General features: G+C 63.5%; 26 protein-coding genes and 1 pseudogene. 20 read left to right on the top strand and 7 right to left on the bottom strand.

Going from position 1 to position 24,412, the window contains the following annotated elements:
- The first annotated feature begins 15 nt into the window (after positions 1–15).
- The 5 genes from IVA82_RS16965 (at position 16) to IVA82_RS16945 (ending at position 5,939) form a co-directional block, all read left to right on the top strand.
- Positions 16–777: a hypothetical protein gene (locus IVA82_RS16965; RefSeq protein WP_247381257.1), complete on the top strand. Its 762-nt coding sequence runs from the start codon at positions 16–18 to the stop codon at positions 775–777.
- Positions 778–1,079: 302 nt separating this feature from the next.
- The gene (locus tag IVA82_RS16960; protein ID WP_247381255.1) at positions 1,080–4,496 is read left to right on the top strand and encodes a CHAT domain-containing protein; all 3,417 of its coding nucleotides are present in this window, start codon (positions 1,080–1,082) and stop codon (positions 4,494–4,496) included.
- Positions 4,497–4,534: 38 nt separating this feature from the next.
- A complete protein-coding gene (locus tag IVA82_RS16955) occupies positions 4,535–4,978 on the top strand; it encodes a hypothetical protein (RefSeq protein WP_148739599.1) in 444 nt (147 codons plus the stop codon).
- A gap of 20 nt (positions 4,979–4,998) precedes the next feature.
- Complete coding sequence (locus tag IVA82_RS16950; RefSeq protein WP_247381253.1) at positions 4,999–5,172, top strand: hypothetical protein; 174 nt, start codon at positions 4,999–5,001, stop codon at positions 5,170–5,172.
- A gap of 80 nt (positions 5,173–5,252) precedes the next feature.
- Positions 5,253–5,939 (top strand): hypothetical protein, encoded by a 687-nt coding sequence (locus tag IVA82_RS16945; RefSeq protein ID WP_247381252.1) that lies wholly within the window; start codon positions 5,253–5,255, stop codon positions 5,937–5,939.
- A gap of 6 nt (positions 5,940–5,945) precedes the next feature.
- On the opposite strand, the gene IVA82_RS16940 is transcribed toward IVA82_RS16945, so the two are convergent.
- Positions 5,946–6,791, bottom strand: coding sequence for a LysR family transcriptional regulator (locus IVA82_RS16940; protein WP_247381250.1), 846 nt, complete (start codon positions 6,789–6,791; stop codon positions 5,946–5,948).
- Positions 6,792–6,974: 183 nt separating this feature from the next.
- Between IVA82_RS16940 and IVA82_RS16935 the strand changes: the two genes are divergently transcribed.
- A complete protein-coding gene (locus tag IVA82_RS16935; RefSeq protein ID WP_247381248.1) occupies positions 6,975–7,712 on the top strand; it encodes an MBL fold metallo-hydrolase in 738 nt (245 codons plus the stop codon).
- A gap of 31 nt (positions 7,713–7,743) precedes the next feature.
- Here IVA82_RS16935 and arsC read toward each other — a convergent pair whose 3' ends face one another.
- From arsC to IVA82_RS16915, 4 genes are read right to left on the bottom strand one after another with little or no spacing between them, the layout of a single operon-like run.
- A complete protein-coding gene (gene arsC, locus IVA82_RS16930) occupies positions 7,744–8,145 on the bottom strand; it encodes an arsenate reductase (glutaredoxin) (RefSeq protein ID WP_247381246.1) in 402 nt (133 codons plus the stop codon).
- Positions 8,142–8,843 carry an MIP/aquaporin family protein gene (locus tag IVA82_RS16925; RefSeq protein ID WP_247381244.1) on the bottom strand — a complete coding sequence of 234 codons (702 nt, stop codon included), beginning with the start codon at positions 8,841–8,843 and terminating at the stop codon, positions 8,142–8,144. Before IVA82_RS16925 ends, arsC begins: the two co-directional genes overlap by 4 nt.
- Positions 8,843–9,370 carry an arsenate reductase ArsC gene (locus IVA82_RS16920; protein ID WP_247381233.1) on the bottom strand — a complete coding sequence of 176 codons (528 nt, stop codon included), beginning with the start codon at positions 9,368–9,370 and terminating at the stop codon, positions 8,843–8,845. Before IVA82_RS16920 ends, IVA82_RS16925 begins: the two co-directional genes overlap by 1 nt.
- On the bottom strand, positions 9,363–9,725 hold the full coding sequence (locus IVA82_RS16915; RefSeq protein ID WP_247381230.1) for a metalloregulator ArsR/SmtB family transcription factor: 363 nt from the start codon (positions 9,723–9,725) through the stop codon (positions 9,363–9,365). Before IVA82_RS16915 ends, IVA82_RS16920 begins: the two co-directional genes overlap by 8 nt.
- 85 nt (positions 9,726–9,810) lie before the next feature.
- On the opposite strand from IVA82_RS16915, the gene IVA82_RS16910 reads away from it, so the two are divergent.
- The 14 genes from IVA82_RS16910 (at position 9,811) to IVA82_RS16845 (ending at position 22,842) form a co-directional block, all read left to right on the top strand.
- The gene (locus tag IVA82_RS16910) at positions 9,811–10,011 is read left to right on the top strand and encodes a GDCCVxC domain-containing (seleno)protein (protein ID WP_247381217.1); all 201 of its coding nucleotides are present in this window, start codon (positions 9,811–9,813) and stop codon (positions 10,009–10,011) included.
- A gap of 81 nt (positions 10,012–10,092) precedes the next feature.
- Positions 10,093–10,410 carry a metalloregulator ArsR/SmtB family transcription factor gene (locus IVA82_RS16905; protein WP_247381215.1) on the top strand — a complete coding sequence of 106 codons (318 nt, stop codon included), beginning with the start codon at positions 10,093–10,095 and terminating at the stop codon, positions 10,408–10,410.
- Between the two features lie 50 nt (positions 10,411–10,460).
- Entirely contained in the window at positions 10,461–11,828 is a 1,368-nt protein-coding gene (locus IVA82_RS16900; RefSeq protein WP_247381213.1) for an NAD(P)-binding domain-containing protein, read from the top strand.
- Positions 11,825–13,045, top strand: coding sequence for an MFS transporter (locus tag IVA82_RS16895; protein WP_247381211.1), 1,221 nt, complete (start codon positions 11,825–11,827; stop codon positions 13,043–13,045). The genes IVA82_RS16900 and IVA82_RS16895 overlap by 4 nt, the downstream gene beginning before the upstream one ends.
- Positions 13,046–13,212: 167 nt before the next feature.
- Positions 13,213–13,581, top strand: coding sequence for a hypothetical protein (locus tag IVA82_RS16890; RefSeq protein WP_247381209.1), 369 nt, complete (start codon positions 13,213–13,215; stop codon positions 13,579–13,581).
- Positions 13,582–13,680: 99 nt separating this feature from the next.
- Complete coding sequence (locus IVA82_RS16885) at positions 13,681–14,073, top strand: FixH family protein (protein ID WP_247381207.1); 393 nt, start codon at positions 13,681–13,683, stop codon at positions 14,071–14,073.
- A gap of 85 nt (positions 14,074–14,158) precedes the next feature.
- A complete protein-coding gene (locus tag IVA82_RS16880; protein ID WP_247381205.1) occupies positions 14,159–15,583 on the top strand; it encodes an efflux RND transporter periplasmic adaptor subunit in 1,425 nt (474 codons plus the stop codon).
- The gene (locus IVA82_RS16875) at positions 15,580–18,765 is read left to right on the top strand and encodes an efflux RND transporter permease subunit (RefSeq protein ID WP_247381204.1); all 3,186 of its coding nucleotides are present in this window, start codon (positions 15,580–15,582) and stop codon (positions 18,763–18,765) included. The genes IVA82_RS16880 and IVA82_RS16875 overlap by 4 nt, the downstream gene beginning before the upstream one ends.
- A gap of 138 nt (positions 18,766–18,903) precedes the next feature.
- Positions 18,904–19,620, top strand: a complete 717-nt coding sequence (locus tag IVA82_RS16870; RefSeq protein ID WP_247381202.1) for a cytochrome c family protein — start codon at positions 18,904–18,906, stop codon at positions 19,618–19,620.
- A gap of 73 nt (positions 19,621–19,693) precedes the next feature.
- On the top strand, positions 19,694–20,251 hold the full coding sequence (locus IVA82_RS16865) for a sigma-70 family RNA polymerase sigma factor (RefSeq protein WP_247381200.1): 558 nt from the start codon (positions 19,694–19,696) through the stop codon (positions 20,249–20,251).
- Positions 20,248–20,889: a DUF1109 domain-containing protein gene (locus IVA82_RS16860; protein WP_247381198.1), complete on the top strand. Its 642-nt coding sequence runs from the start codon at positions 20,248–20,250 to the stop codon at positions 20,887–20,889. The genes IVA82_RS16865 and IVA82_RS16860 overlap by 4 nt, the downstream gene beginning before the upstream one ends.
- Positions 20,890–20,992: 103 nt before the next feature.
- The gene (locus IVA82_RS16855; RefSeq protein ID WP_247381196.1) at positions 20,993–21,247 is read left to right on the top strand and encodes a hypothetical protein; all 255 of its coding nucleotides are present in this window, start codon (positions 20,993–20,995) and stop codon (positions 21,245–21,247) included.
- A gap of 407 nt (positions 21,248–21,654) precedes the next feature.
- Positions 21,655–22,266 carry a class I SAM-dependent methyltransferase gene (locus tag IVA82_RS16850; RefSeq protein ID WP_247381194.1) on the top strand — a complete coding sequence of 204 codons (612 nt, stop codon included), beginning with the start codon at positions 21,655–21,657 and terminating at the stop codon, positions 22,264–22,266.
- A gap of 90 nt (positions 22,267–22,356) precedes the next feature.
- Positions 22,357–22,842, top strand: a complete 486-nt coding sequence (locus IVA82_RS16845; RefSeq protein WP_247381192.1) for a DUF411 domain-containing protein — start codon at positions 22,357–22,359, stop codon at positions 22,840–22,842.
- A 170-nt stretch (positions 22,843–23,012) separates the two neighbouring features.
- Here the strand turns inward: IVA82_RS16845 and fetB are convergent.
- Positions 23,013–23,818: pseudogene (fetB, locus tag IVA82_RS16840) on the bottom strand (iron export ABC transporter permease subunit FetB).
- Positions 23,815–24,411 (bottom strand): ATP-binding cassette domain-containing protein, encoded by a 597-nt coding sequence (locus IVA82_RS16835; RefSeq protein WP_247381190.1) that lies wholly within the window; start codon positions 24,409–24,411, stop codon positions 23,815–23,817. The pseudogene fetB and the gene IVA82_RS16835 overlap by 4 nt, the downstream one beginning before the upstream one ends.
- Between the last annotated feature and the right edge of the window lies 1 nt (position 24,412).

Genomic DNA, 24,412 nt, shown 5'->3' with positions numbered 1-24,412 from the left:
GTCCGGCTTTTTGCAATGCCGGGACCCATTCGCCAGATCCGGCCTTTCTTGTCGGCCATCCTGCTCGCGCTGTCAGGCGCGATGTTGGCTGCCTGTAGCGGCGGCGATTTCGGTCGCACCCGCGCCGACATGCGCAGCGACGACATGCATCGCTGGCTGGGGGCCGAGGTCACCGCCAGCGTCGGCCTGAAGCCGTCGCAATTCCAGCTCACCGACGAAGAGCGCCAGCTTCGCGACCTCGCCTATCCCTTGATCGAGCCGCCGCTGTCGCGGCCGGCCTGGAAAAGCGTGTTCGGCGACTACAAGGCCTTGCCGTCGCCCTGGCGCCAGAAGGTGGTGTTCGATCGCACCATGTACGGTCGCACGTTGATCGACGAGCCGCATCGCTCGCATTCTTCGCGCTATGCGCAGCTGATCGAGGACGTGCGCAACGACATCACCCGCTTCGAGCCGTTCTTCGGCTCAGCGATCCGCGTCATCGATCTCGACAAGAAGCGCAATGCCAGCATGGCGCGGGTCTCCGAGCTCTCGCCGAAGGAGAAGGCGGACGCGGTCGAGCGCATGCAGGAGAACTCGCTGATCGTGCAGTGGGTGCAGCAGTGCCTGGAGCAGCGCGTCGCGTCCTATCGCTGGGCCCTGGAGCGTCTGGTGATCCAGGCGCCCGACGGCATGGCCGCCGACGCCGATCGTCTCATCGGCGAACTCGCCGCCCAGACCGCCAACCCGCCGGTCGCGGCGCAGCCTGTCTACGGTCGCTCGGTCAGCGTTCGCGGCTGATTGCGCCCGTCTGCTATTGCCGCCTCGCCTGCGATAGATGGCATCGGCACCACCCCAGACGTCGGTCGTCCATTCCGGCCCTCCAGCGCGCACGCATGACCCATGCCTCAGCCCGCGACCAATCCTGAAACCAGCGCAGTGTGCGTCGACCCGGCGCATGAGCGTTGGCAACCGGTACCTGCCGCAGCCGCTAACTCTCTCGAGCATATTGTGATACCGCACTGATTGGTACTTGTCCTCCCAAGCCATAGGGATAGGATTATTTCGTTGCATCAAGTCATTTTGTCCAAAGGTCTTTCAAGATGAGCTTAGACGCCACAAATCCGTTTGAAACCCATCTGGAATTCACCCTGCCGCGGAAGCTGCTGGCACTTGCCATTCTGCTCGGAACGACCGGTTCAGCCGCCGCGCTGACCAAGGAGGCGGCGCTCGAGAACTGCCGGATGACGGTCGGCAAGCCGATCGTACAGGCATGCATGCGCGCCGGCGGCGGTCCAGCGGGAGGGGCCAATCTCGAAGCCTGCCGCGCCAAGGCTACGCCTCAGGTCAGGGCCTGCGTGATGGCGGCCCTCAACGCCGCCAACGGCCGCGCGAACGTCGCGGTCGAGCCTCCGAAGGAGGTGGCGCCCAAGCTGGATCCGGCGGCTGCTTTGCCGAAGGGCTTCGTCGCGCCGCCGCGCAGCATCGCCGACATCTCCGCTGTCCTCGACGGCGAGAAGCCCGACGAGAAGATGCTGGCAGAGCTGAGGTCGGACGCCGACGACGCGCCCACGGGGAAGGAATCGCGCCAGGACCTCGCGCAATTCTATTTCGATCGCGGCAATGCGCGCGCGCAGCTTGGCCGGCTCGCCGAATCCATCGCCGATGCGGACAAGGCCGTGGACGTGGGCCGCGGACTCGTCAGCGCGAACATGCTCGGGCGGATGATGCAGCTCCAGTCGCTGCAGCACTCCCTTGCGGGCGATCCGAAGCGTTCGCTCGAGATCATGCAAAGGCTGCTGCGCGAATCGGCCAGCATGCCGGGCGCCAAGGGATTGCAGTTCAATACCAACCGCGGGATCGCGTCCGTTCTCATCCAGATGGGCGACGTGGCGCAGGCCGAAGCGTATCTGCGCCGCAGCCTGACCGCGATTCAGGAAGCGCGCACCAGCGGTCATCCCAATTGGCGGTCGTCCTATGCCAAATTCGGCCAGAGCTGGGAAGGTGAGCTGGAGATTTCTCGTGCCCAGATCTTCGAGGCGCGCGGCCAGTTTGCCGAAGCCGAGGCGGCCTATCGCACCGCGGAGCTGCGCAAGCGGTCGAGCACGAAGGCCGTCCTCGACGCGGACAACCCGCCGGCGGAGACCATTCTGCTGCAAGCCATCGACGGCATCGTGCTGAATCAGGCCCGCATGAAGGCAAGGCAGGGGAGGCTTGCCGAAGCCGAGGTCGACGCGCGCCGTGCGCTGTTGTCGCGCCTGAAGGACACCGGCAAGTACAATCCCGTCACGCCGCGCTTCGTGATGGGGCTGGCGCGCATCCTGGTCGATCAAGGCCGTTACGACGAAGCCGAGAAGCTCGGCCGTGTCGCGCTGGAGATCAACAAGACGGTCGGTGTGCCCGAGGACTCGCAGGCGACCGTGCAATTGTTCTCGCAGCTTGCCGGCATTCTGACGCTTCAGCGCAAGAACGCTGAAGCGGGCGAGATGTTTGCGAGCATCGACAAGGCGATCGCCAAGTGGGAGCCGCAGCGCCGCCAGGCATTCGAGCTGAACCCGTCCCGCATCATGTCGCTCTACGGCGCCGGGCAATTGGACGCAGGCATCGCCGCCGCCGAGCAATTGGTGAAGAAGCAGATTGGCCGCGTCGGCGAGAACCATTTCGATACCGCTTCGGCACGCGGCACGCTGGCGGTCGGTCTGATGCGGGCGCGGCGCGATGCCGACGCGATCCGTGAATTCAAGGCGGCCATACCGGTGCTGATGGCGAGCGCCAACGAGAATGCCGATGACGAGAACACGAGCGTGGTGGCCGCGCGCAGTCAGCGGCTGCAGGCGATCGTCGAAAGTTACCTGCTGCTGCTCGGGCGTTCCGACGGAGCCGGCGGGATCGGCGAGGAAACCTTTGGCCTCGCCGATGCCATCCGCGGCCGGTCGGTGCAGCAGGCGCTTGCGGCCTCCAGCGCGCGTGCGGCCGCAAAGGACCCGGCGCTGGCCGAGCTCGTGCGCAAGGAGCAGGACCTGACCAAGCAGGTCAACGCCCAGCTCGGCACGCTCAACAACGTGCTCGCGCTGCCCTCTGCCGAACGCGACGAGAAGGGCGTTCAGCAGATCCAGGTACAGATCATGGCCCTGCGCCAAGAGCGTGACAAGGCGCGCCAGGAAATCAAGCATAAGTTTCCAACCTACGCGGATCTCGTCTCGCCGAAGCCCCCGAGCGTCGCCGAGATCCGCGCCACCCTCGGCGACAGCGAGGCGATGTTGTCCTTCTATTTCGGTCAGAGCGGCAGCTTCGTCTGGGCCGTGCCGAAGTCTGGACCGGTGGCATTCGCCGCGGTCAAGGCGAAGATCGGCGACATCGAGACCAAGATTCGCAAGCTGCGCGAGGCGCTGGAGCCGCAGGCCGCGATGATCTCCGATATTCCGCCGTTCGACCTCAAGCTCGGCTACGAATTGTACGAGCTGTTGCTGAGGCCGGTCGAGAGCGGATGGAAGCCGGCCAAGAACCTCATTGTCGTGACCAACGGCGCACTCGGCCTGTTGCCGCTGTCCTTGCTGCCGACGGCACCGGCGGAGGTGGCCGAGGACGAGGATCCACTGTTCATCGGCTATCGCAACGTTCCATGGCTGGCGCGAACCCATGCCGTGTCGACAGTCCCGTCGGCGGCGGCCCTGCGCACGCTGCGCCAACTGCCGCCGGGCAAGCCCGGCCGGGGCGATCTCGTGGCATTCGGCGATCCCTACTTTAACAGCGATCAGCAGGCCGAGGCGGAAGCCGTTGAGGCCAAGGTCCAGGTCGCCGACGCAAGCGCAAGCGTGATGCGCGGCGTGCCGCTGAAGCGGCGCAACAGTCCGAAGCTGGAAGGTGTGGACAGTGCCGAGCTCGGTCTGCTGCCCCGCCTTCCCGACACCGCGGATGAGTTGAAGTCGATCGCGCTAGCCCTGCAGGCGGATCCCTCGAAAGTGTTGTTTCTCGGCAAGAGCGCGACCGAGAGCGCCGTCAAGACCATGAATCTTTCCGGATTCAAGATCCTGGCCTTTGCGACCCACGGTCTCGTCCCCGGCGAACTGAATGGATTGACGCAGCCGGCGCTTGCCTTGTCATCCCCGGCGGTGACCGGAGAGAGCGGCGACGGCCTCCTGACCATGGAGGAGATTCTGAGTCTCAAGCTCGATGCCGACTGGGTGATCCTGTCGGCCTGCAACACCGGTGCAGGTGCTGGTGCTGGTGGCGAGGCGGCATCGGGGCTTGGCCGCGCGTTCTTCTACGCCGGAACGCGCGCGTTGCTGGTCACGAACTGGTCGGTGCATTCGCAATCGGCGCGGCAATTGGTGACCGACCTGTTCAAGCGCCAGGCGGATGATCCGAAGCTGTCGCGGAGCCAAGCGTTGCGCGAGGCTATGATGGCCCTTGTCGACGGCCCCGGTTATCTGGGCAGCGAAGGCAAGACCGAGTTTGCCTATGCGCATCCGCTGTTCTGGGCGCCGTACACCATCATCGGCGATGGCGGCGTACGTTGATTGCAGGTGAGGGTAGGTGAGGAATGGGTGAATTCATAATGAAGCGTCACATTCTGCTTGGGTTTATTGCTGCAGGTCTGCTGTTTTCGGGCGCATCGCGGGCGACGCCATTGATCACGGAGGAGGAGGCCAAATTGCCGCCGCCAAAGGGCGCGGTTGCGGCGGACCGGCGCGGCATCATGCGCGGCCCAAAGGTGGAGTTTGTCTCGCCGGGTGACTCCGTCAGCTCGCCTATGCGGCTGGTGTTGAAGTTCGAGTCGTATGGCGGGGCAAAGATTGATCCGGACTCGGTTAAGGTGCTGTTTCTTCGCACGCCGAATGTCGATCTCACTCCGCGGGTGAAGCCGTTTGTCCAGTCCGACGGCATCAACATGCAGGACGCGGAGTTGCCGCCCGGCGAATACACGGTTCGGGTCGATATCAAGGATAGCGACGGCCGGCCGGGCACGGCCATCTTCACCCTGAAGGTCGCGCCCAAGTGATGTGTCCGTACTGCCAATCCGTGAATGCGGATGGTGCGCTGGTCTGCGCGTCCTGCGCGCGCGACATCGCCGTCCCCGCGACGCTGATCGCGGAGTGCGACGATCTCCTGCGCAAGCGCGATGAGCTGCGTGACGAGCTGAAGCGGGCCAGAAGCGAGATCGAGGCCATCATGCTGCGCCGGAAGTCGCCCTGACGATGGAATGTCCGTTCTGCGCCGAGACGATCAAGGACGAAGCCATCGCGTGCAAGCACTGTTCGCGCGATTTAAGGGTCGTGCGCCCGACGCTGGTCGAGATCAACGGCATTGTTGCCGAGCTGGATAAACTGAGGCGCGATCTTGACCGGGCCAATGCCCGGCTGGAGCGATACAGGAACCCGCTGCGATATTTTGCAACGCATGCGGTTCTGTATGTCGTCATTCCGTCGATCCTGCTAACGCTCGCGCACATCCTCGTGACCATCACTTTCAACCTCTCCCCGATCCCGCTGCGGATTGCCTCGATTGCGGTGCCCCTGCTGTTCGGGTTCGTCGCCTATCCCCTGCATAGGGTTTCGGCGATGGGAGCGTTCCTGCTGGCGTTCCTGGCCGCGAGTGCCAGCATTCTGGCAATGCTGACGGTCACCGGGATCCACGATCGTGTCCCGATTCTGCCGACGGTGTGGGTTGAATGGCGCGAAGTGTTTGAATACGGATCGAGCATCCTGCTCGCTTTTGTCTCCGGAAACATTCTGGGCGTCCTGATCTTCCAGGTGCTGCCGCATGTGCTTGCGCAGGGAGGCAAGCCGAACGCGTTTGCCTTCAGGATGGCGCGCTTCCTTGGACAGCATGTCGGCGAAGAGCAATTGCGCCGCCGGGCGCGTTTGATCCAGGACCTCATGCAGACAGTGGGCCCGCTGGCCGGCATCGCCGCGACGGCCGTCGGCTCCATTTTCGCCGGCTTGAAGGGCTTGCTGGGATAGCTCCGTTCAGCGCCGTCGCCTGCTTCGGTCGGCCTTGCGTCGCGGCTTCTGTAACTTCGCGACAAAATCCTTCAGCGCGTCCGCCAGCGGCGCCGACGCGCGATAGGCAAGCCCGACCTCCCGCCTGACCTTGACCTCGATCTCGCGGACCGCGACGTCCGGATTGCCCTTCGCCACGCCTTCCGGAACGATGGCGATGCCGACGCCGGCCGAAACCAGCGCCATGGCCCAGTCCTCCGATTGCGCGATTGCCGCGGGCTGGCGGCGTTGCGCGGTGCGGCCGAAGAATTCGCTTCTCTCGCAATGACAGCGGTCGATCAAGGCAACGTCGGCGAGATCGGCGGCGCTGAGCTTGTCCTTGAGCGTGAGGGGGTGCGACGGCGGCAAGGCGGCGACATAGCGCTCGCTCCAGAGTGCGACGAAATGCTCATCTGCGCGCAGCATGCTCTTCGAGATGATCCGTGCATCGGCACGCTCGTCGCTGCCGACGAGGCGAAGCGCGATGTCCGCGCGCGCCGTCAGCGGCTTCAGCAGCGCGATCGTCCGGGGCACGTCGAGCGTACGCATCAAGCCGAGCGTCAGCGTGGTCTTCGTGCTAGGTTTCCGGAACAGGCTGCGCGCAGCATCGGCTTGGTCGATGATGCGGCGGACGAGGACGTGAAACTGCTCGGCCGAGGCGGTGGGCGCCACGCCCTTCTTGTGCCGGATGAACAGCGTCGTGCCGAGCTCGGCCTCCAGATTGGTGATCGCGGTGGAAATCGACGGCTGGGATACGAAGCATGCGCGCGCAGCCGCGGTGAGATTGCGCGCAACGTAGACGGCGGCGAAGTAGCGAAGCTCGCGGATGTCCATAGGTATGTCCTAGAGATATCATCAATAGTTGATAGTTTACCTATGGATAGGACGATGGCAAGAAGCCTTGCTGACAACGCGAGGATCTTCCATGAAAATCCATCATCTCAACACCGGCACGATGTGTCCCATGGGCCGCCGCCTGGTGAACGGCACCGGCGGCCTGTTCCAGCGCGCGCGCGCATGGTCTGCCACTGCCTGTTGATCGAAACCGGTGAGGGGCTTGCGCTGGTCGATACCGGCATCGGCCTGGGCGATATCGCAGCGCCCGACCGGCTGGGACGGCGCTGGCTGAGGCAGACTGCGCCAAAGCTCGATCCATCCGAGACAGCGGTCCAGCAGGTGAAGGCGCTCGGCTATTCGCCCGCCGACGTGCGCCACGTGCTGTTGACGCATCTCGACCGCGATCACGCCGGCGGTGTGCCCGACTTCCCACATGCCGCGGTCCATGTGCATCGCGCCGAATACGACATGGCGGTGCTGCGCAAGCCGGCACCGCCCCAAGGCCGCTATGTCACGGGGCAATGGCAGCACGGGCCCGGCTGGAATTTCTACGACGAGGCCGGCGAAGACTGGTTCGGCTTCAAGGGCGTTCGTGCGCTCGGTGACAAGGAAGCGGACGTCCTGATGATCCCACTCGCCGGGCACACGCTCGGCCACTGTGGCATCGCGGTGCGCTCAAACGACGGATGGCTGCTGCATGCCGGCGACAGCTATTTCCATCACGGCCAGCTCGAGGCATCGCCGCGCATGCCGTTGGTGCTCGGCTATTTCCAGCGCCGCGCCGACATGGACCGGAAGGCGCGGATCGCCAATCAGGAACGGTTGCGCGCGCTGAAGCTCGGCCACGGCGACCGCGTGACGATCTTCAACAGCCATGATCCCGTCGACTACGAGAACTGCCGGTGCGGGGAGCATTAGGTCGAAGGACCGATGCACGGACAACGTGAGCCTATCGGGCTTCGATCACCTCGCCGTCCTCCTTCACGAACCGCCCGATTGGATTGCTCAGGAGATCGATGACGGCCTCGGAAGGACGGCACAAACGCGTGCCCTTTGGCGTCACCACAATCGGACGGTTGATCAGAATCGGATGCGCCATCATGGCGTCGAGAAGCTCGTCGTCCGTCCGCTTGGGGTCGTCGAGCCCGAGCTCCTTGTACGGTGTCCGCTTCTCGCGCAACAGCTCGCGGATCGTGGTTCCCATCGCGGCCACCAGTTGCTTGAGCGTTTCGCGCGATGGCGGCGTCTTGAGATATTCGATGACAACAGGCTCGACGCCGCTCTGCCGGATCATGGCGAGTGTGTTGCGCGAGGTTCCGCAATCCGGATTGTGGTAGATCGTCACGGTCATGTTTGTGTCTCCGCGATTGGGACGGGGCCGCGCGCCCGGGGACGTCCGAGCAGCCAAGTCATCAACAGCATGCCGGCCAGCGCACCGCAGAGCTCCGCGACAATGAATCCGGGCAAATCACCGGGGCGAATACCTGCAAAAGTGTCCGTCAGGGACCTTGCGATTGCGACGGCAGGATTGGCAAACGAGGTCGAGGCCGTAAACCAGTAGGCCGCTGTGATGTAAAGGCCGACCAGCCAGGGGACGGCCGTCCTCTGAAAGCGAATGCCGGCCAGGATCGTCGCAACCAGCCCAAAGGCAGCGACCGCCTCGGCAAACCATTGTGGTCCTCCGGTCCGAACCTTCGTCGAGAAGTCGAGCAGCGGCAGTCCGAACATCAGGTGCGCAGCCATTGTTCCGGCGATGCCTCCAGCGATCTGCGCGATCACGTAAAGCGCGGCCTCGTTCACCGGCAGCTCGCGCTTGCCGGTGAAGACCAGCGTGACCGCCGGATTGAAATGCGCGCCGGAGATCGGACCGAGCACGGTGATCAGTACGACCAGGATGGCCCCGGTCGGCAAGGTATTGCAGAGCAGCGCAAGCGCGACGTCCCTGGTCAGCGTTTCCGCCATGATGCCAGAGCCGACAACGGTGGCGACGAGAATACCCGTGCCGAGCGCTTCGGCCGCAAGGCGCCGCGAAAGGTCGAACGTGTCCATCACCCGGCCTTCGGCGTTGAATGTGTTGCGCCCTCGGAGCGGCCAATCTCGCGCAGCTTGGTACCAAGCGAAAGTTTATCGATACTCCTCAGCGGGAGGTTCACAAAAGTATCAATCCGATTCTTGAGATAGCGGAATGCAGTGACGAACGCCGCCTGTTTTTCCAGATCGGTGCCTTCGGCGGCGGCAGGGTCCTCGATACCCCAATGTGCGGTCATCGGCTGTCCCGGCCAGATGGGGCAGGCCTCACCGGCGGCATTGTCACAAACGGTGAAGACGAAATCCATCACCGGCGCATCGGGAGCAGCGAACTCGAGCCAGCTCTTCGAGCGCATTCCGTCAACCGGGTAGTCCATGCTTTCGAGCGTGCGCAGCGCCAGCGGGTGTACTGCGCCTTTCGGAGTGCTGCCGGCGGAGAAGGCCTGATAGCGACCGGCGCCGTCCTTCCGCAGGATCGACTCGGCGAGGATCGAGCGGGCCGAATTGCCCGTACACAGGAACAGGACATTGTAGATCTGGTCAGGCACGATTTAGCTCCTTTCGTTTTGGCAAGCAGCAGGCTTGCAGGCTTTCGACGACCGGCTCGCAAACGTCCGGCCGGCCGCCGCAGCAATCCCGAAGCAGGAACACCGCAACGTCCCGGAATTCGGCGAGGTTGGCGCGATAGACGATGGACCGGCTTTGCCGCTCGGAAGTCACGAGGCGCGCGCGCGTCAAGATCGACAGATGCGCCGAAAGCGTATTCGCCGGGACCTCCAGCTGGCGTGCAAGATCTCCGGCCGCGACGCCGTCGGGCTCATGTCTGACCAGCGTCCGGAAAGCCTCCAGCCGGGTCGGTTGAGACAGGGCCGCGAGGGCGAGGACAGCTTCTTCGGTTTCCATATATCCAGATTTATGGAAATAATGGGGTACGTCAATCGAAATTTCGGAGTGGCCAAGTTTGCCCTGGATTTAATACGATACTCATATGCAAACCCACTCGATTATTACGTGCCCGGTCTGTCATCACGCTTCGGCCGAAACCATGCCGACTGACGCTTGTCAGTTCTTCTACGATTGCAAAGCCTGCGGGACACGCCTCAAGCCCAAGAGTGGCGATTGCTGCGTCTATTGCTCGTACGGATCGATCCCTTGTCCGTCGATCCAGCAGCACGGAAAGTGTTGTTAGGACGGCTTGAGTTTAGTCGATATTTCCAATATTCTAGAAATACGGTTGACAACGGAAGTGACCCGGCGCATGGTGTCGGTCATGAAGATCGATGACGCAGCATCACGCCTGGAAGCCCTGGGTAACCGGACGCGGCTCCAGATTTATCGGGCTCTGGTTCGGGCTGGCCGGCTCGGCATGCCCGTAGGTCGCCTGCAGGACAAGCTGAAGATCCCGGCATCAACGCTCTCGCATCACATCAAGACTTTGGTCTCGGTCGGGCTTGTCAGTCAGGTTCGCGAATCCACGACGCTGATCTGCCACGCGAACTTCGATGCGATGCGGGGCCTGGTCGATTTCCTAGTGGCGGAGTGCTGCGCGGACGAAGCCGAATGTGGGGATAAGCGAACGGCGGCCTGATTCTTTCGGGCTAGTTTATTCGATAGTTCTAGAAAGAAAGGAGAAGTAAGATGGCTGATGAAAAGACGGTTGCGATCATCGGGGCAGGTCCCGTCGGCCTTGCCGCCGCCGCGCACGTGCTCGAACGCGGGATGTCGCCCATCGTGCTGGAGGCTGGGCCAGAAGCCGGACACGCGGTCCGCCAGTGGCAGCACGTCCAGCTGTTCTCGCCATGGGAATACAATGTCGACAAAGCCGCGGCGCGCCTGCTCGCGCCCACGGGATGGAATTCGCCGGACCCGCAGTCCTATCCAACCGGCGGCGAACTGCTCGAGCGATATCTGACGCCGCTCGCGACGCGGACGCCGCTGCGCGAGACGATCCGCACGTCGAGCCGCGTCACGGCGATCAGCCGCGTCGGTTTCGACAAGGCGAAGACGAAAGGGCGCGAGCAAGCACTCTTTGAAATCCGCTACCAGAACGGCAAGGGCCCCGAAGTCCTGCGCGCGGATGCCGTTATCGATGTGTCCGGCACCTGGTTTTCGCCCAATCCCGCCGGCGGCAACGGCTTGCCGGCGATCGGCGAGCAAGAGCGCGCTGACCGCGTCGCCTACGGTATGCCGGACGTGAGGGGCGCGGATCGTGCGAGATATGCAGGGAAGATCGTTGCCGTGCTCGGTGCCGGCCACTCCGCGGTGGGCACGCTCATCGAACTCGTGCATCTCGCCGATGAGGTGCCGGGCACGCAGCCGATCTGGCTGTTGCGCGGCGCCGATCCCGTGAAGGCCTTCGGCGGCGGCCGCAACGACAAGCTGGCCGCACGTGGCGAATTGGGCTCCGCCTTCGCCGCGCTCGTCGCCGCCGGAAAAATCAGGGTAGAGACCAAATTCGCCGTCTCGCTCCTTTCGCAATCCGAAGGCCGCCTGAGACTCGCGGCCGGCTCTTGCTGCGGTGCGCGAAGCGTGATCGTGGACGAATTGATCGTTGCGACGGGTTTTCGCCCCGACTTTTCGTTCCTGTCGGAACTGCGCCTGCGGCTTGATCCGGCGATCGACGCGCCAGTCGCCCTGGCGCCTCTCATCGATCCCAACGAGCACAGCTGCGGCACGGTTCGCCCGCACGGTGCGCGCGAGCTCGCGCATGATGAGCCCGGGTTCTACCTGGCCGGCATGAAATCGTACGGTCGCGCGCCGACCTTTCTCATGATAACCGGCTATGAGCAGGTCCGCTCGATCGCGGCCGATATCGCCGGCGACAAGCTGGCCGCGGCAAGAGTTGAACTCGTGCTGCCGGAGACCGGCGTCTGCACGCGCGGTGGCGTCGAGTTCGCTGTCGCGTCGGGATGTTGCGGCGGGTCAGCAAAGGAGGAAGCGTCGGCCTGCTGCGCTGCCGACGAAACGGCGAAGGCGTCAGGCGCTTCGGGGTGTGGCTGTTCATGAAGCAAGTCTTCGCGCGCCGAGCCACAGGCCCGCTCGGCACCGTCGTCGCACTCGGCACCACGCAAACCATTGCGTGGGCGTCGAGCTACTATCTTCCGGCCATCCTCGCTGTGCCGATTGCGCGGGATCTCGATCTCGCGCCGACTTACGTGTTCGGGGCACTCTCAGCTGCGCTCGTTCTCTCGGGGCTTCTTGGCCCGCGTGTCGGTCATGCGATCGACAGGTTTGGGGGACGCAGTCTGCTGGCGATCTCAAATGCCGTCTTTGCGACAGGCTTACTGTTGCTGTCCGCTGCTCACGGCGTGACGGTGCTGATCGCGGCGTGGATGATGCTCGGGATCGGGATGGGCATGGGTCTTTATGAGACGGCATTCGCGACGCTCGCCCGCATCCACGGCACCGGCGCTCGTAAATCGATCACCGGCATTACCTTAATTGCCGGCTTCGCGAGCACTCTCGGCTGGCCGCTCACGACTTGGTTGGATGCCGAGTACGGCTGGCGTGTGGCCTGCCCGATCTGGGCAGCGATCCACATCTGCTTCGCGCTGCCGCTCAATCTTTCGTTGCCGCGTGCGATGCCGCTGGAACAGGATTCTCAATCCGCTTCAGGCGCGAGCCGATTTGCCGAGCGCCGAAACGAGACCTTTGCGATGGGCGTGCTCGCCTACATGTTTGCGGGGGCAAGCTTCGTCAGTTCTGGAGTTTCGGCAATCCTGCCCTCGATGCTGGTGGCGTTTGGAGCGACGCCCGCTCAAGCTCTGCTCGCAGCAACATTGGTCGGTCCTGCCCAGGTCGGCGCTCGTCTTATCGAAGCCGGATGGCTCGGCCGGTTTCATCCGCTTCTCTCGGCGCGGCTGGCGGCTCTGATGAATCCGATCGGTGTTGTCGCGCTGATCGCAGGTGGCTCTTTCTTCGCGCCGGTCTACGCCGTCCTCTACGGAGCGGGCAACGGCATCATCACAATTGCGCGTGGCACCCTGCCGTTGGTATTGTTTGGACCCCTCGGATTCGGAAAGCGCGTCGGCATGATTTCGCTCCCGTCTCGACTAACCGGTGCCGTCGCGCCGTTGACACTGGGACTGATGGTGGAGCACATCGGCAGCGCTGCGCTGTGGATCAGCGCGCTAGCCTCGGTTTCCGCATTCTTTGCGCTGATGCTGCTTCGTACAGACCGGGCAAGGCCTCCGCAGGCGTCGCCTCGCATCGAGGACGGATAGAGCAACCACCGAAATCATAGTTAAAAAATGGCTTTCGGGTCCACTTTGTGCCTGTGACACCGCGGCAAACGTCAGCTCACGGATGCTTGACCGGGATCAAGGACTGTATCCGGGGCCGGGATATGCTAATCAGGCTCTGTCCCGGTCCGAGAGGTAAGTAGTTAACGATGCGGTTCGTCCGTACCATCCTGGCATTCGCGATCGCCGTCTCGCTGGCGATGCTGCCGGTCGGCACGTCGGCTGCGGGCCTCGCGATGGCGCCAGATGACATGCAGACGGGCATGCACATGAGCGGCGACGCCGCCATGTCGATGGATGAGTGCTGCCCGCACGACATGAAGGGAACGAGCCCCCCCGCCGGCAGCCATAAATGCGGAATGGGTTTTTGCTGCGCCGGCGGGACGCTCGCGCTCGACGACGTCAGGGCCCTTGATTTCGTGTTTCTCGCCATTCCCGCGAGCAAGGTCGCCATTCCCGCCGATCAGGTCGTCTCCGTCCGCGGCGGCAGTCCTCCCTTCCGACCTCCTCGAGTCTGATCTCGCAAGACGCGACGCGCGCAGCACATCTGCGTGCGACGACGACTGACGTGCGCGCTGACGGCGCCACGGCCGAGAACAGATCATGAGGAAAAATCGATGCTTTCGAAACTGAGCACCGCGGCTGTTGCCGCCACCCTTTCGCTTGTCGCTTCCGCCGCCATGGCGGGCGCCGGCGACTATGCCTTCGAGCCCGTCAATCCGGACCTGAAGAAAGGCAACGACGTCACGCTGTCCGTTCGCCTGACCAACAAGCAGACCGGCAAGCCGGTGCCGGATGCGGTCATCTTCAAGACGCGCGTGGACATGGCTCCGGACGGCATGGCCGAGATGGAGTCCGCGGTCGCCCCGCTGCCGTCGAAGGAGCCCGGCGTCTACGCGTTCAAGACCGATTTGCCGATGGCTGGCCGCTATCAGGTCACGTTGTCGGCGAAGGTGCAGGGCGAATCCGAGACCGTCCTCGGCAAGGTGATCGTCAAGGCGACCAAGTGATCGACCAAGTGATCGTTCGGGCGCCCGACGGCGCCCGACATCCCCCTTTCACATGGACGCGCTCCCGGGCGCGCGGATACACGCCATGAAAACGCTGCGTCTCCTGATGGCGCTCACACTGGGCGGCGCCCTGGCTCTGGGCGCCACCTGGCACTTGAACGGCGGTCGCTGGCCGGCTCATGCCGAGGCAATTACGGCTGCGGCAGCCGCGGACCGAACGCCGCTCTACTACCGCGATCCCAGCGGCGCGCCGCTGTGGTCGGCCGATCCGAAGACGGACGAGCGCGGCCGCGATTACCTGCCGGTCTACGACGACGACCAAATGGCCCCGCAGCCTGCGAAGCCGAAGCAGCAGGCCGCCTCGTCGCGCAAGATCCTGTACTACCGCAATCCGATGGGCCTGCCCGATACCTCGTCGGTCCCGAAGAAGGACGCGATGGGGATGGACTACGTCGCGGTGTACGAAGGCGACCACGCAGACGACGGCACCGTGAAGCTTTCGCCCGGCAAGATCCAGCGCACCGGAGTGAAATCCGAGCCCGTCGAGCGTCGCAGCATCCGCGTCGCCGTGAAGGCGCCCGGTACGATCCAGCTCGACGAGCGGCGTGTATCCGTGATCGCCATGCGAGCCGAAAGCTTCGTCCAGAAGGTCGCCGACGTGACCACCGGGAGCCGCGTCAAGGCGGGCCAGCCTCTGATGGAGATCTACAGTTCGGCCGTCACATCCGCCGCCGCCGAGTATCTTGCAACGATTACCTCCAGGACCGTCGGCGGCCTCGAGCTTTACGGCCGGGGCTCTCGGCAACGGCTGGTCAATCTCGACGTTCCGGAGCCGGTCATCGCGGAGATGGAGAAGACGCGGGCCGCACCCGTCACCGTCCGCTGGTCGGCGCCACGCGACGGTATCGTGCTCGAGCGCAACGCGATCGAGGGCATGCGAGCCAACCCAGGCGACGTGCTGTTCCGCATCGCGGACACTTCGGTGGTCTGGGCGCTCGTCGACATCGCCGAACGCGATCTCGGCAACATCGCGGTTGGCCAGGCTGTGGCGGTCCGCGCGCGCAGCTTTTCCGGCCGAACCTTCACGGGAAAGATCGCCGTCGTCTATCCGCAGGTGAACCGTGACACGCGGACCGTTCGCGTCCGCATCGAATTGTCAAATCCGGACGCGGCGCTGCTGCCGGATATGTATGTCGATGCCGAGATCGACACCGCCGATTCGGCACCGGTGCTGGCCGTGCCCGACAGTTCGGTGCTCGACACCGGCACGCGCCAGGCCGTGCTGGTCGACAAGGGAGAAGGGCGCTTCGAGCCGCGGGAGGTGAAGCTCGGCCGGCGGGGCGGCGGCTACATCGAGATTCGGGAGGGCCTTGCGAATGGCGAGGCGGTGGTCACCTCGGCCAATTTCCTGATCGACGCGGAAAGCAATTTGAAAGCCGCGCTAAAGGGCTTCGCGGCCGCGGCGCCGCAGGCTTCCGACGCCGCCCAAGCGATGGGAGAGCACAAATGATCGCCCGCATCATCGCCTGGTCGGCTCGCAACCTGCTGCTGGTGCTGTTCGGTACCGGTTTTGCGGCCGCGGCAGGCCTCTACGCGCTGATCCACCTTCCGCTCGATGCGATCCCGGACCTGTCGGACACGCAGGTGATCGTCTACACGGAGTACCCCGGCCAGGCGCCGCAGGTGATCGAGGATCAGGTCACCTATCCCTTAACCACGGCCATGCTGACGGTGCCGAAGTCCAAGGTCGTGCGCGGGTTCTCGTTCTTCGGGGTCTCGTTCGTCTACGTGATCTTCGAGGACGGCACCGACATCTACTGGGCGCGCTCGCGCGTCATGGAATTCCTCAACAGCGCGACTTCGCGGCTTCCCACCGGCGTGACGCCGACCATCGGTCCGGACGCCACCGGGGTCGGCTGGGTTTACCAATACGCGGTGGTCTCCAAGGAATTGAACCTCGCCGACACCCGCACCATCCAGGACTGGAATCTCAAATTCGCGCTCGCCAAGGCCGAAGGCGTTGCCGAGGTCGCCAGCATCGGCGGTTTCGTCAAGCAGTACAACGTCATCCTCGACCCGCAGCGGATGCGCGACCGCGGCATCAGCATGCAAAAAATCCGCGAGTCCATCCGTGCCAGCAACGCCGACGTCGGCGGGCGAACGGTGGAGTTGTCGGAGTTCGAGTACGTCATCCGCGGCAAGGGCTACATCAAAGGCATCAACGATCTCGGCAACATCGTGCTGAAGACCAGCAACGGCACGCCCGTGCTGCTGCGCGACGTCGCCCGGGTGGAGCTCGGTCCCGACGAGCGGCGGGGCATTGCGGAACTGAACGGCGAGGGCGAGGTCGCGAGCGGAATCGTGCTGCAGCGGTTCGGCCTCAACGCGCTCGACGTGATCGAGAACGTCAAGAAGCGGTTCGCGGAGATCGCGAGCAGTCTGCCCAAGTCGGTCGAGATCGTACCGGTCTATGACCGCTCGAACCTGATCTATGCGGCCATCGATACGCTTAAGCACACGCTGGTCGAAGAGAGCATCGTCGTCGGGCTGGTCTGCATCATCTTCCTGTTGCATGTCCGCAGCGCGCTGGTCGCGATCCTGATGCTGCCGGTGGGCGTGCTGATGGCGTTCGGGGCCATGAAGCTGCTCGGGCTCGGGTCCAACATCATGAGCCTCGGAGGGATCGCGATCGCCATCGGCGCCATGGTGGATGCGGCGATTGTCATGATCGAAAACGCCCACAAGCATCTCGAGCGTGCCAAGCCCGATCAGTCCCGCGTCCAGGTTCTGATAGGCGCCGCCTCGGAGGTCGGCCCGGCACTGTTCTTCAGCCTGCTGATCATCACGGTGTCGTTCATGCCGATCTTCACGCTGGAATCGCAGGAGGGACGGCTGTTCAGCCCCCTGGCGTTCACGAAGACCTTCTCGATGGCCGCTGCGGCCCTGCTGTCCGTCACGCTGGTGCCGGCGCTCATGGTGATCTTCGTCCGCGGCAGGATCGTCCCCGAGCGCAACAACTTCGTCAACCGCTTCCTGATCTGGATCTACCGTCCCGTGATCAAGGGCGTGCTGCGCGCCAAGACGCTGGTGATCCTCATCTCCGTTGCCGTACTCGCCGTCTCGATCTGGCCGGCTCGCCAGCTCGGTACCGAGTTCATGCCGTCGTTGAACGAGGGAACACTGCTCTACATGCCGACGACCCTGCCGGGCATCTCGGTGACGAAGGCGGCCGAGCTGATGCAGATCCAGGACCGGATCATCAAGTCGTTCCCCGAAGTCGCATCCGTCTACGGAAAGGCGGGGCGGGCAGCCACGGCAACCGACCCGGCGCCGACGGAAATGTTCGAGACGGTCGTCAATCTCAAGCCAAAGGATCATTGGCGCCCCGGCGTCACCATCGACAGCCTTGTCGCGGAGATGGACAAGGCGCTGCAATTCCCGGGCGTCTCCAACGCCTGGACCATGCCGATCAAGGCGCGCATCGACATGCTGTCGACCGGCATCCGCACCCCGATCGGCGTCAAGATGATGGGCACGGACCTGGTCGAGATCGATCGGCTGGCCAGGCAGATCGAGCGGGTGGTCAAGTCCGTCCCGGGCACGTCTTCGGCTTACGCCGAGCGCGGCATCGGCGGTTACTATCTCGAGATCGTCCCGGACCGCGAGGCGCTGGCGCGTTATGGCGTTCTGATCCAGGACGTCCAGGACACCATCGCAGCGGCTCTTGGCGGCCAGACCGTGACCACGACGGTTGAAGGCCGGCAGCGGTTCACGGTGAACATGCGTTATCCGCGCGATCTGCGCGACAATCCGAAGGCTATCGCCAGCGATATCCTGGTGCCGATGCCGGCGGGCGGCGCCGTGCCCCTCGGAGAGCTCGCCACGGTCGAGCCGGCGCGGGGACCGACCTCCATCCGGACGGAGAATGGTCAGCTTGCGACCTACATCTACGTCGACATTCGCGATCGCGACATCGGCAGCTACGTTGCGGACGCGCAGGCCGCGGTCACCCAGAGCGTCCAGTTTCCCGCCGGCTACTACGTCGTCTGGAGCGGCCAATACGAATATATGCAGCGCGCAGCAGCCCGCTTGAAGATCGTGGTTCCGGTGACGCTCACGATCATCTTCCTGCTGCTCTATCTGAACTTCAGGGCGATAACCGAGACCCTGATCGTGATGCTGTCGCTGCCGTTCGCGTTGATCGGCGGCATCTGGATGATGTGGGCGCTCGGCTTCAATCTGTCTGTCGCCGTCGCTGTCGGATTCATTGCGCTCGCCGGCGTCGCCGCCGAGACCGGCGTCGTGATGCTGATCTACCTTGAGCAAGCCCTTGCCGAGCTGAAAGCGAAACGAACTGCGGTGGGTCGGCCCCTCACGCGCCAGGACCTGCACGATGCCATCATGGAAGGTGCGGTCGAGCGCGTCCGGCCCAAGATGATGACGGTAGTTGCCATCATGGCAGGCCTGCTGCCGATCATGTGGAGCACCGGCACCGGGTCGGAGATCATGCAGCGCATCGCCGTGCCGATGATCGGCGGGATGATGTCATCGACGCTGCTGACCCTGATCGTGATCCCGGCGTTCTTCGGGCTGGTGAAGGGCTTCGGATTGCCGCGTGACGACCGCTGGCCTCAGCCGCCGGCGAGCAAGCCGATCAAACGTCTCAAACCAATTCCGGAGCCAGCCGAATGAGGTGAACCATGATGCAAGACATGATGCCGGGGATGATGTGGGGAATGGGACTTCTGTGGCTGCTTGCGATCGTCGTCCTGGTCCTCGCAGCCGCAGCGCTGATCAAATATCTTCGCTCCTGACGCACGGAGGCCAAAAATGAAGAGACTTGTCGTCATCGTGCTCGCCGCAACGGCCTTGCTGTCGCCCACGTTCGCGGAAGGCGATCGGTCGCGAGGTCGGCAGGAGTTCCGGGCGTGTGCTCCATGCCACTCGCTCCAGCCCGACCGCAACATGACCGGCCCCAGCCTTGCTGGTGTTTGGGGGCGCAAGGCCGGCTCACTGCCGAGCTTCGAGCGCTACTCCGACGCGCTGAAGTCGTCGGGAATCATTTGGGATGACCGCTCGCTCGACGGATGGCTCACCGATCCGCATGCGATGGTGCCGGGCAACGACATGCCGTTCGAAGGCATCAAGGATTCCCACGCCCGCGCCGACCTCTTGGCCTTTCTCAGGGAAGCCACCAAGCCGGGCGCGCAACAGACGGCTCAGCAGGGCGGCATGAAAGGCATGGGTGACGGTGGCATGATGGGTGGGATGATGGGCGGCGGGCATGATCCCAGCCTCAAGGGCCTCGAACCGGCCAAACAGGTGAAGGCGATCACCTATTGTCATGACACCTATCGCGTCACCACCGCAGACGGCAAGACGCGCGCTTTCTGGGAACGCAATCTGCGCTTCAGGACCGACTCCAGCCAGGACGGACCGGAGAAAGGGGCGCCCGCCATCATGCCGGCCGGCATGATGGGAGATCGCGCCTCGGTGATATTCGCCGACCCGGACGAAATCGCCAAGCTCATCGCCAGACAGTGCTAGGCGACTCGCCCGGCGATTTCTCACGAACACCGCCAAGGGCGAGAGACTTCGCCTGGTTTGAAGAGCTTCGGTAATGAACAGCCCTGAACTGGAATTGAAGGCGCTGATGTTGGCCGGCCTGCTTGGAGATGCCGCGGCCCATCGTATGCTGCTGAACCGCCTCAGCCGTCATCTGCGGGGCTACTACAAGCGACACCTGATCCGGAGCGGACGGGGAGCGGAGGAGGCGGAAGACCTCACGCAAGAGGCGCTGCTTGCCATTCACCTCAAGAGGCATACTTTCGATGTCGAGCAGCCGTTCACGCCATGGGTCCATGCGGTCGCGCGGTATAAGCTGGTGGATCACCTTCGGCGCAACCGGTTTTCGGTGGCAAGCGTTCCCATCGGCGACCATCGGGATCTGATGGCAACGGACGACGAGGCCTCGATCGAGAGTACGCATGACGTGGGGCGGCTACTCGACAGCTTGCCGGAAGTGACCCGCCTGACGATCGCGGCTGTGAAACTCGAAGGTAGGAGCGTGGCTGAAACGGCAGCTCGGTACCGCATTTTGGAATCCAACGTGAAGATCACCATCCATCGCGGATTGAAGGCGCTGGCGGCGCTCATCGGCAGAGAGACGCGCACATGAGGATCGAAGATCTGATCGACGCTCTCGCACGCAGCGCTCGACCAGTCGACCGGACGATTGTTGGGCGCAGGTTCAGCGCTGCCTTGCTGATCGGCGGAGCTTTCACCGTCTGCATCGCACTCGCTTTGCTCGGGATGCGCCCCGACCTCGCGACGTCGGCTGCCGTGGGTTTCGTTGCCGCCAAGCTGATGTTCGGTGCCGCCATCTTTGTGGTCGCGGCATTCTATCTGATACGGGTCGCCCGGCCCGGAGGCGAGGCAAGGATATCCTTTGTCGCGATGAGCGCGCCGTTTCTTGCGGCGGTGACGATCGCCTCAACCGTTTTGGCAAGGGCGCCGGCCGGCCGTTGGGACCGGATGGTGTTGGGAGACGAATGGGCCGAGTGCCTTGTGTCCATACCTCTGATCGCGATAGTGCCGCTCGCGGTCGTGATCTGGGCTACCCGTAGGGCGGCCCCCACCGATCTCGTTCGAGCGGGTGCGTTCGCGGGCCTGGTCGCCGGCAGCATCAGTGCGATGGCTTACGCGCTGCACTGCACCGACGACTCCCTGCCGTTCGTGACAGTCTGGTACGGGGGCACAATCGCGCTGTGCACGTTGGCAGGCGCGCTCCTGGGGCCTCGATTGCTGAGATGGTGACGCCGCGGCCGTCAAGTCCGCGTGATCTTGTAACCGATACCGCAAAAGGCACGAACTCCATCATGAAGCACATCAAGTGCGATTTCGAAAATGGAGCCGGACCATGTTGAAGAAAATGATTGCGACAACGTCGCTTCTGCTGCCGCTTATTGTCGCTGCAGGCGCGGCGCAGGCGGGTGCGACGATCAGCGACAAGAGCTATTGGCCAAACGAGGTCAGGAGGTCCGAAGCGTTCGCGACGCGCCCGAACCCTAATACGGCTTTCGCGTACGAAGCGTACGCACCGGATTTCGCGCGCCCAACGACATTCTCCGGGGTAGATGCCCGGCGATATCAGGGTGGACCTAAAGGGCGCTAAGCAGTTCTCCTAGTCCGCCGTGAGCGGGACTGCGGCCGTTACATGCCGCTGGCGCCGTGGCGCTACACCTCGCGGCGCTGATGAGTTTGACCGGATGATGCAAGCGAAGTTCGAATCTAGAACCATGGGAGCCGTGCGGCGTTGTCGTTCGACCGGGAAAGGGGAGTGATCTGCGGATTACGGTGCCGACGATCGGGGGCATGATGTCTTCGACGCTGATCGTGATTCTGATGATCTTCTGGGAATGCAATCTCCGCTTGAAAACGGATTCCGGCAGGGACCGGTCCGCAGACTGGCGCGCCGGCTCTGGCCCCCGCCAGTATGCTGGGCGACCGCGCGGACGTGATCTTTGCCGCACCCGAACAGATCAGCAAGACTATTGAGCGGCGATGCTAGGAGATGCGCGCATGGGCTTTTACAACGACGTCATTTTTCCGCGGCTTTGCGACCTTGCGATGCGCAACAAGGAACTTGCGCCCTACCGGCAGCGCGCGGCCGGTGCGGCACAGGGCCGGGTGCTCGAGATCGGCATCGGGTCCGGCCGCAACCTGCCGTTCTACGGGGCCACGGTGGAGCAGGTTGTGGGGCTTGAACCCGGTCCAAAGCTTATCGAGATGGCGCGACACGCTCCACATCCGGAAACTCCAATTGAGTTTGTCGAAGCGTCGGCCGAGGCGATTCCGATCGAGGACCGCAGCATCGACACGGTTGTGACCACCTGGACGATGTGCAGCATTCCGGATGTCGATCGCGCGATGACAGAGGCGCGGCGTGTGCTGAAACCGGGAGGGAAGCTGGTGTTCGTCGAGCACGGCCGCGCGCCCGAACCGCGCGTGCGCTGGTGGCAGGATCTCCTGACCCCCGCGTGGACGCGCATCTCGGGCGGTTGTCATCTCAATCGGGACATTGCTGACGTCTTGACCAGGAACGGCTTTCGCATCGACGAGATGCGCACCGGCTATATGAATGGGCTGAAGCCCATGACCTTTATGTACGAGGGACAAGCGAGCGCTCGTTGAGGCCCGTGGCGCTCTGACATCAAGAGATCCAAAGATGAATGCCGATGGCAACGACCGCGCATGTGACAGCGAAACGAAAGGAAGCCGAAGATGAAGGGACGCGCACATTTGATGACCCGCCGGTCGCTTGTAGGGCTGATGGCCGCGGCGGTCCTTGCCAGGCCTGCGGTTGCGGCGCAGGCCGAAGAAGCCACCTTCACGGTGCACAAGGATCCGAACTGCGGCTGTTGCACCGGCTGGGTGCAGCATCTCCGAGACGCAGGATTTGCCGTAGAGGTGGAGGAGACTGCCGATCTCGACGCCGTTCGGAGCCGTCTCGGCATCCCGCCGGATTTGGTCGCGTGTCACACGGCGGAGGTCGCGGGTTATCTCGTCGAAGGGCACGTGCCGGCTGCGGCTGTGCGGCGCCTCCTGTCGGAGCGTCCCATTGCAAAGGGGCTCGCCGTGCCCGGCATGCCGGTCGGATCGCCGGGGATGGAAGGCGGCAAGCCGCAGCCCTACGCGGTCGTGCTGTTCGTTGCTGACGGTCATCAAAGGACATTCATGCGCTTTATCGGCTCGCAGGCGATCGGTTGAGAGCCCTTGATGAAGGAGCGCTCCAAGACTCCGCCTACCGCCGGGCAGATTGCCGCAGCGTGAGGTGCATGGAGGAGCGTCTACGCCGGAAGCGCTGATCGTCGAGCTGGAACAACACGGGCATGATGTGGCTCTGGGCCAGATCGGAGCCGTGATGACGACCGAAGCGTTTAAGTGGACTTTTCAGTGGGAATTCGATCGAGGCGTAACCGATGTCGATGATCGGTGAGAAGGCGAGCGCCTCCCATCACGGCAGCGAGAGTTCCCAATCCCGTCCCACCGGCGATCAAAAACATGATCAGGAGCTGATACTTGACAGCATCGATCGGTTCGACGCCCGCAAGGATTTGACCGGTCATCATCCCCGGCAAAGAGACAAGGCCGATCGCAGCCATCGCATTGATGGTCGGCATCAGCCCGCTCCGCATTGCATCCCTCACGACGGGCAGCAGCGCCTGATGGCGGGTACCGCCAAGAGCAAGGCAAGCTTCGACGGCGGCCCTCTCACGCACCAAGCCATTTGTCAGCACGTCCAAGCCCAGGCTTATTCCTGTCATGGTGTTGCCCAGGATCATACCCAACAATGGCAGCGCATAGCGCGGATGATACCAAGGATCCGGGCGAAGCTCCGTCATAAGCGAAAAAATCGTAACGGTACCGGCCGCGAGCAGCGTGCATCCGGCCCCCAAGCCGTAGCTCCAAATACCTGGTAGGCGCCGCTTTTGCCGTGCGACGATTTCCCGTGATGCGAAGAGAACCATGATGACGGCTGCGAAGCAGTCCAGAGCAGCGAGACTGCCGCAATCAGGAACGTCAATACGTATCCAACGAGCACCAGCTGAAGCACCATCCGCACGGTCGCGATGGCCAGTTGTTTTTCAAGCTTGAGGCGGAGAGCAAGCGAGAGAGCGCCGTCCATGACAACAAGGAGCGCGGGCAGGGCTAAGTCACCGTATGCCAGTTGGATGTAGGTCACGGCCGATTTTCCTCGATGCTGCCATCGGCGCTCATCATTAATACCCGTGACCCTACACGGCTGGCCTGGGCGCTATCGTGGGTGCTCCAAACGACACTCGTTCCGTTCGACATGCGTTCGACGATCAAGGATTCCACGGCCGCAGTCGATGCCGAATCGAGGGCCGAAGTTGGCTCGTCCAGCAGAAGCACCCGCGATTGCAGCATCAGCGCCCGCACGAGCCCCAACCGTTGTCTCTCTCCGGTCGAAAGTCTTTGGACCGGCCGAGGACCGCAACTGCACGGCAACCCCAATCTTGTGACCAGCGGTAAGGCGTCGTCCCAGCCGCTGAAGTGATCTTGCACGATGTCTGACCACCAGCCCGGCTCGGTAGCAAGGTAGGTCACTCGCTTTCGCCAGGCGGGGGCGGGCATCGCTTCCCTGAGCGTTCCGTCCAGTTTGACCACTCCTTCGTTCGGATCGAGATCTGCGATGGAGCGAAGCAGCAGGGTCTTGCCGACGCCGGAAGGGCCCTGCAGGGCGACGCATTCGCCGTCCTGCAAGTCGAATGAGACGCAGATGTGCAACCGCTTGAGCCCGCTGACCGTCAGCATG

Origin of the sequence: Bradyrhizobium sp. 142 (assembly GCF_023074015.1) — a bacterium.
GTDB lineage: Bacteria > Pseudomonadota > Alphaproteobacteria > Rhizobiales > Xanthobacteraceae > Bradyrhizobium.
Note: the sequence above shows the minus strand (reverse complement) of the source record. Positions and strands in the feature narration are given on the sequence as shown.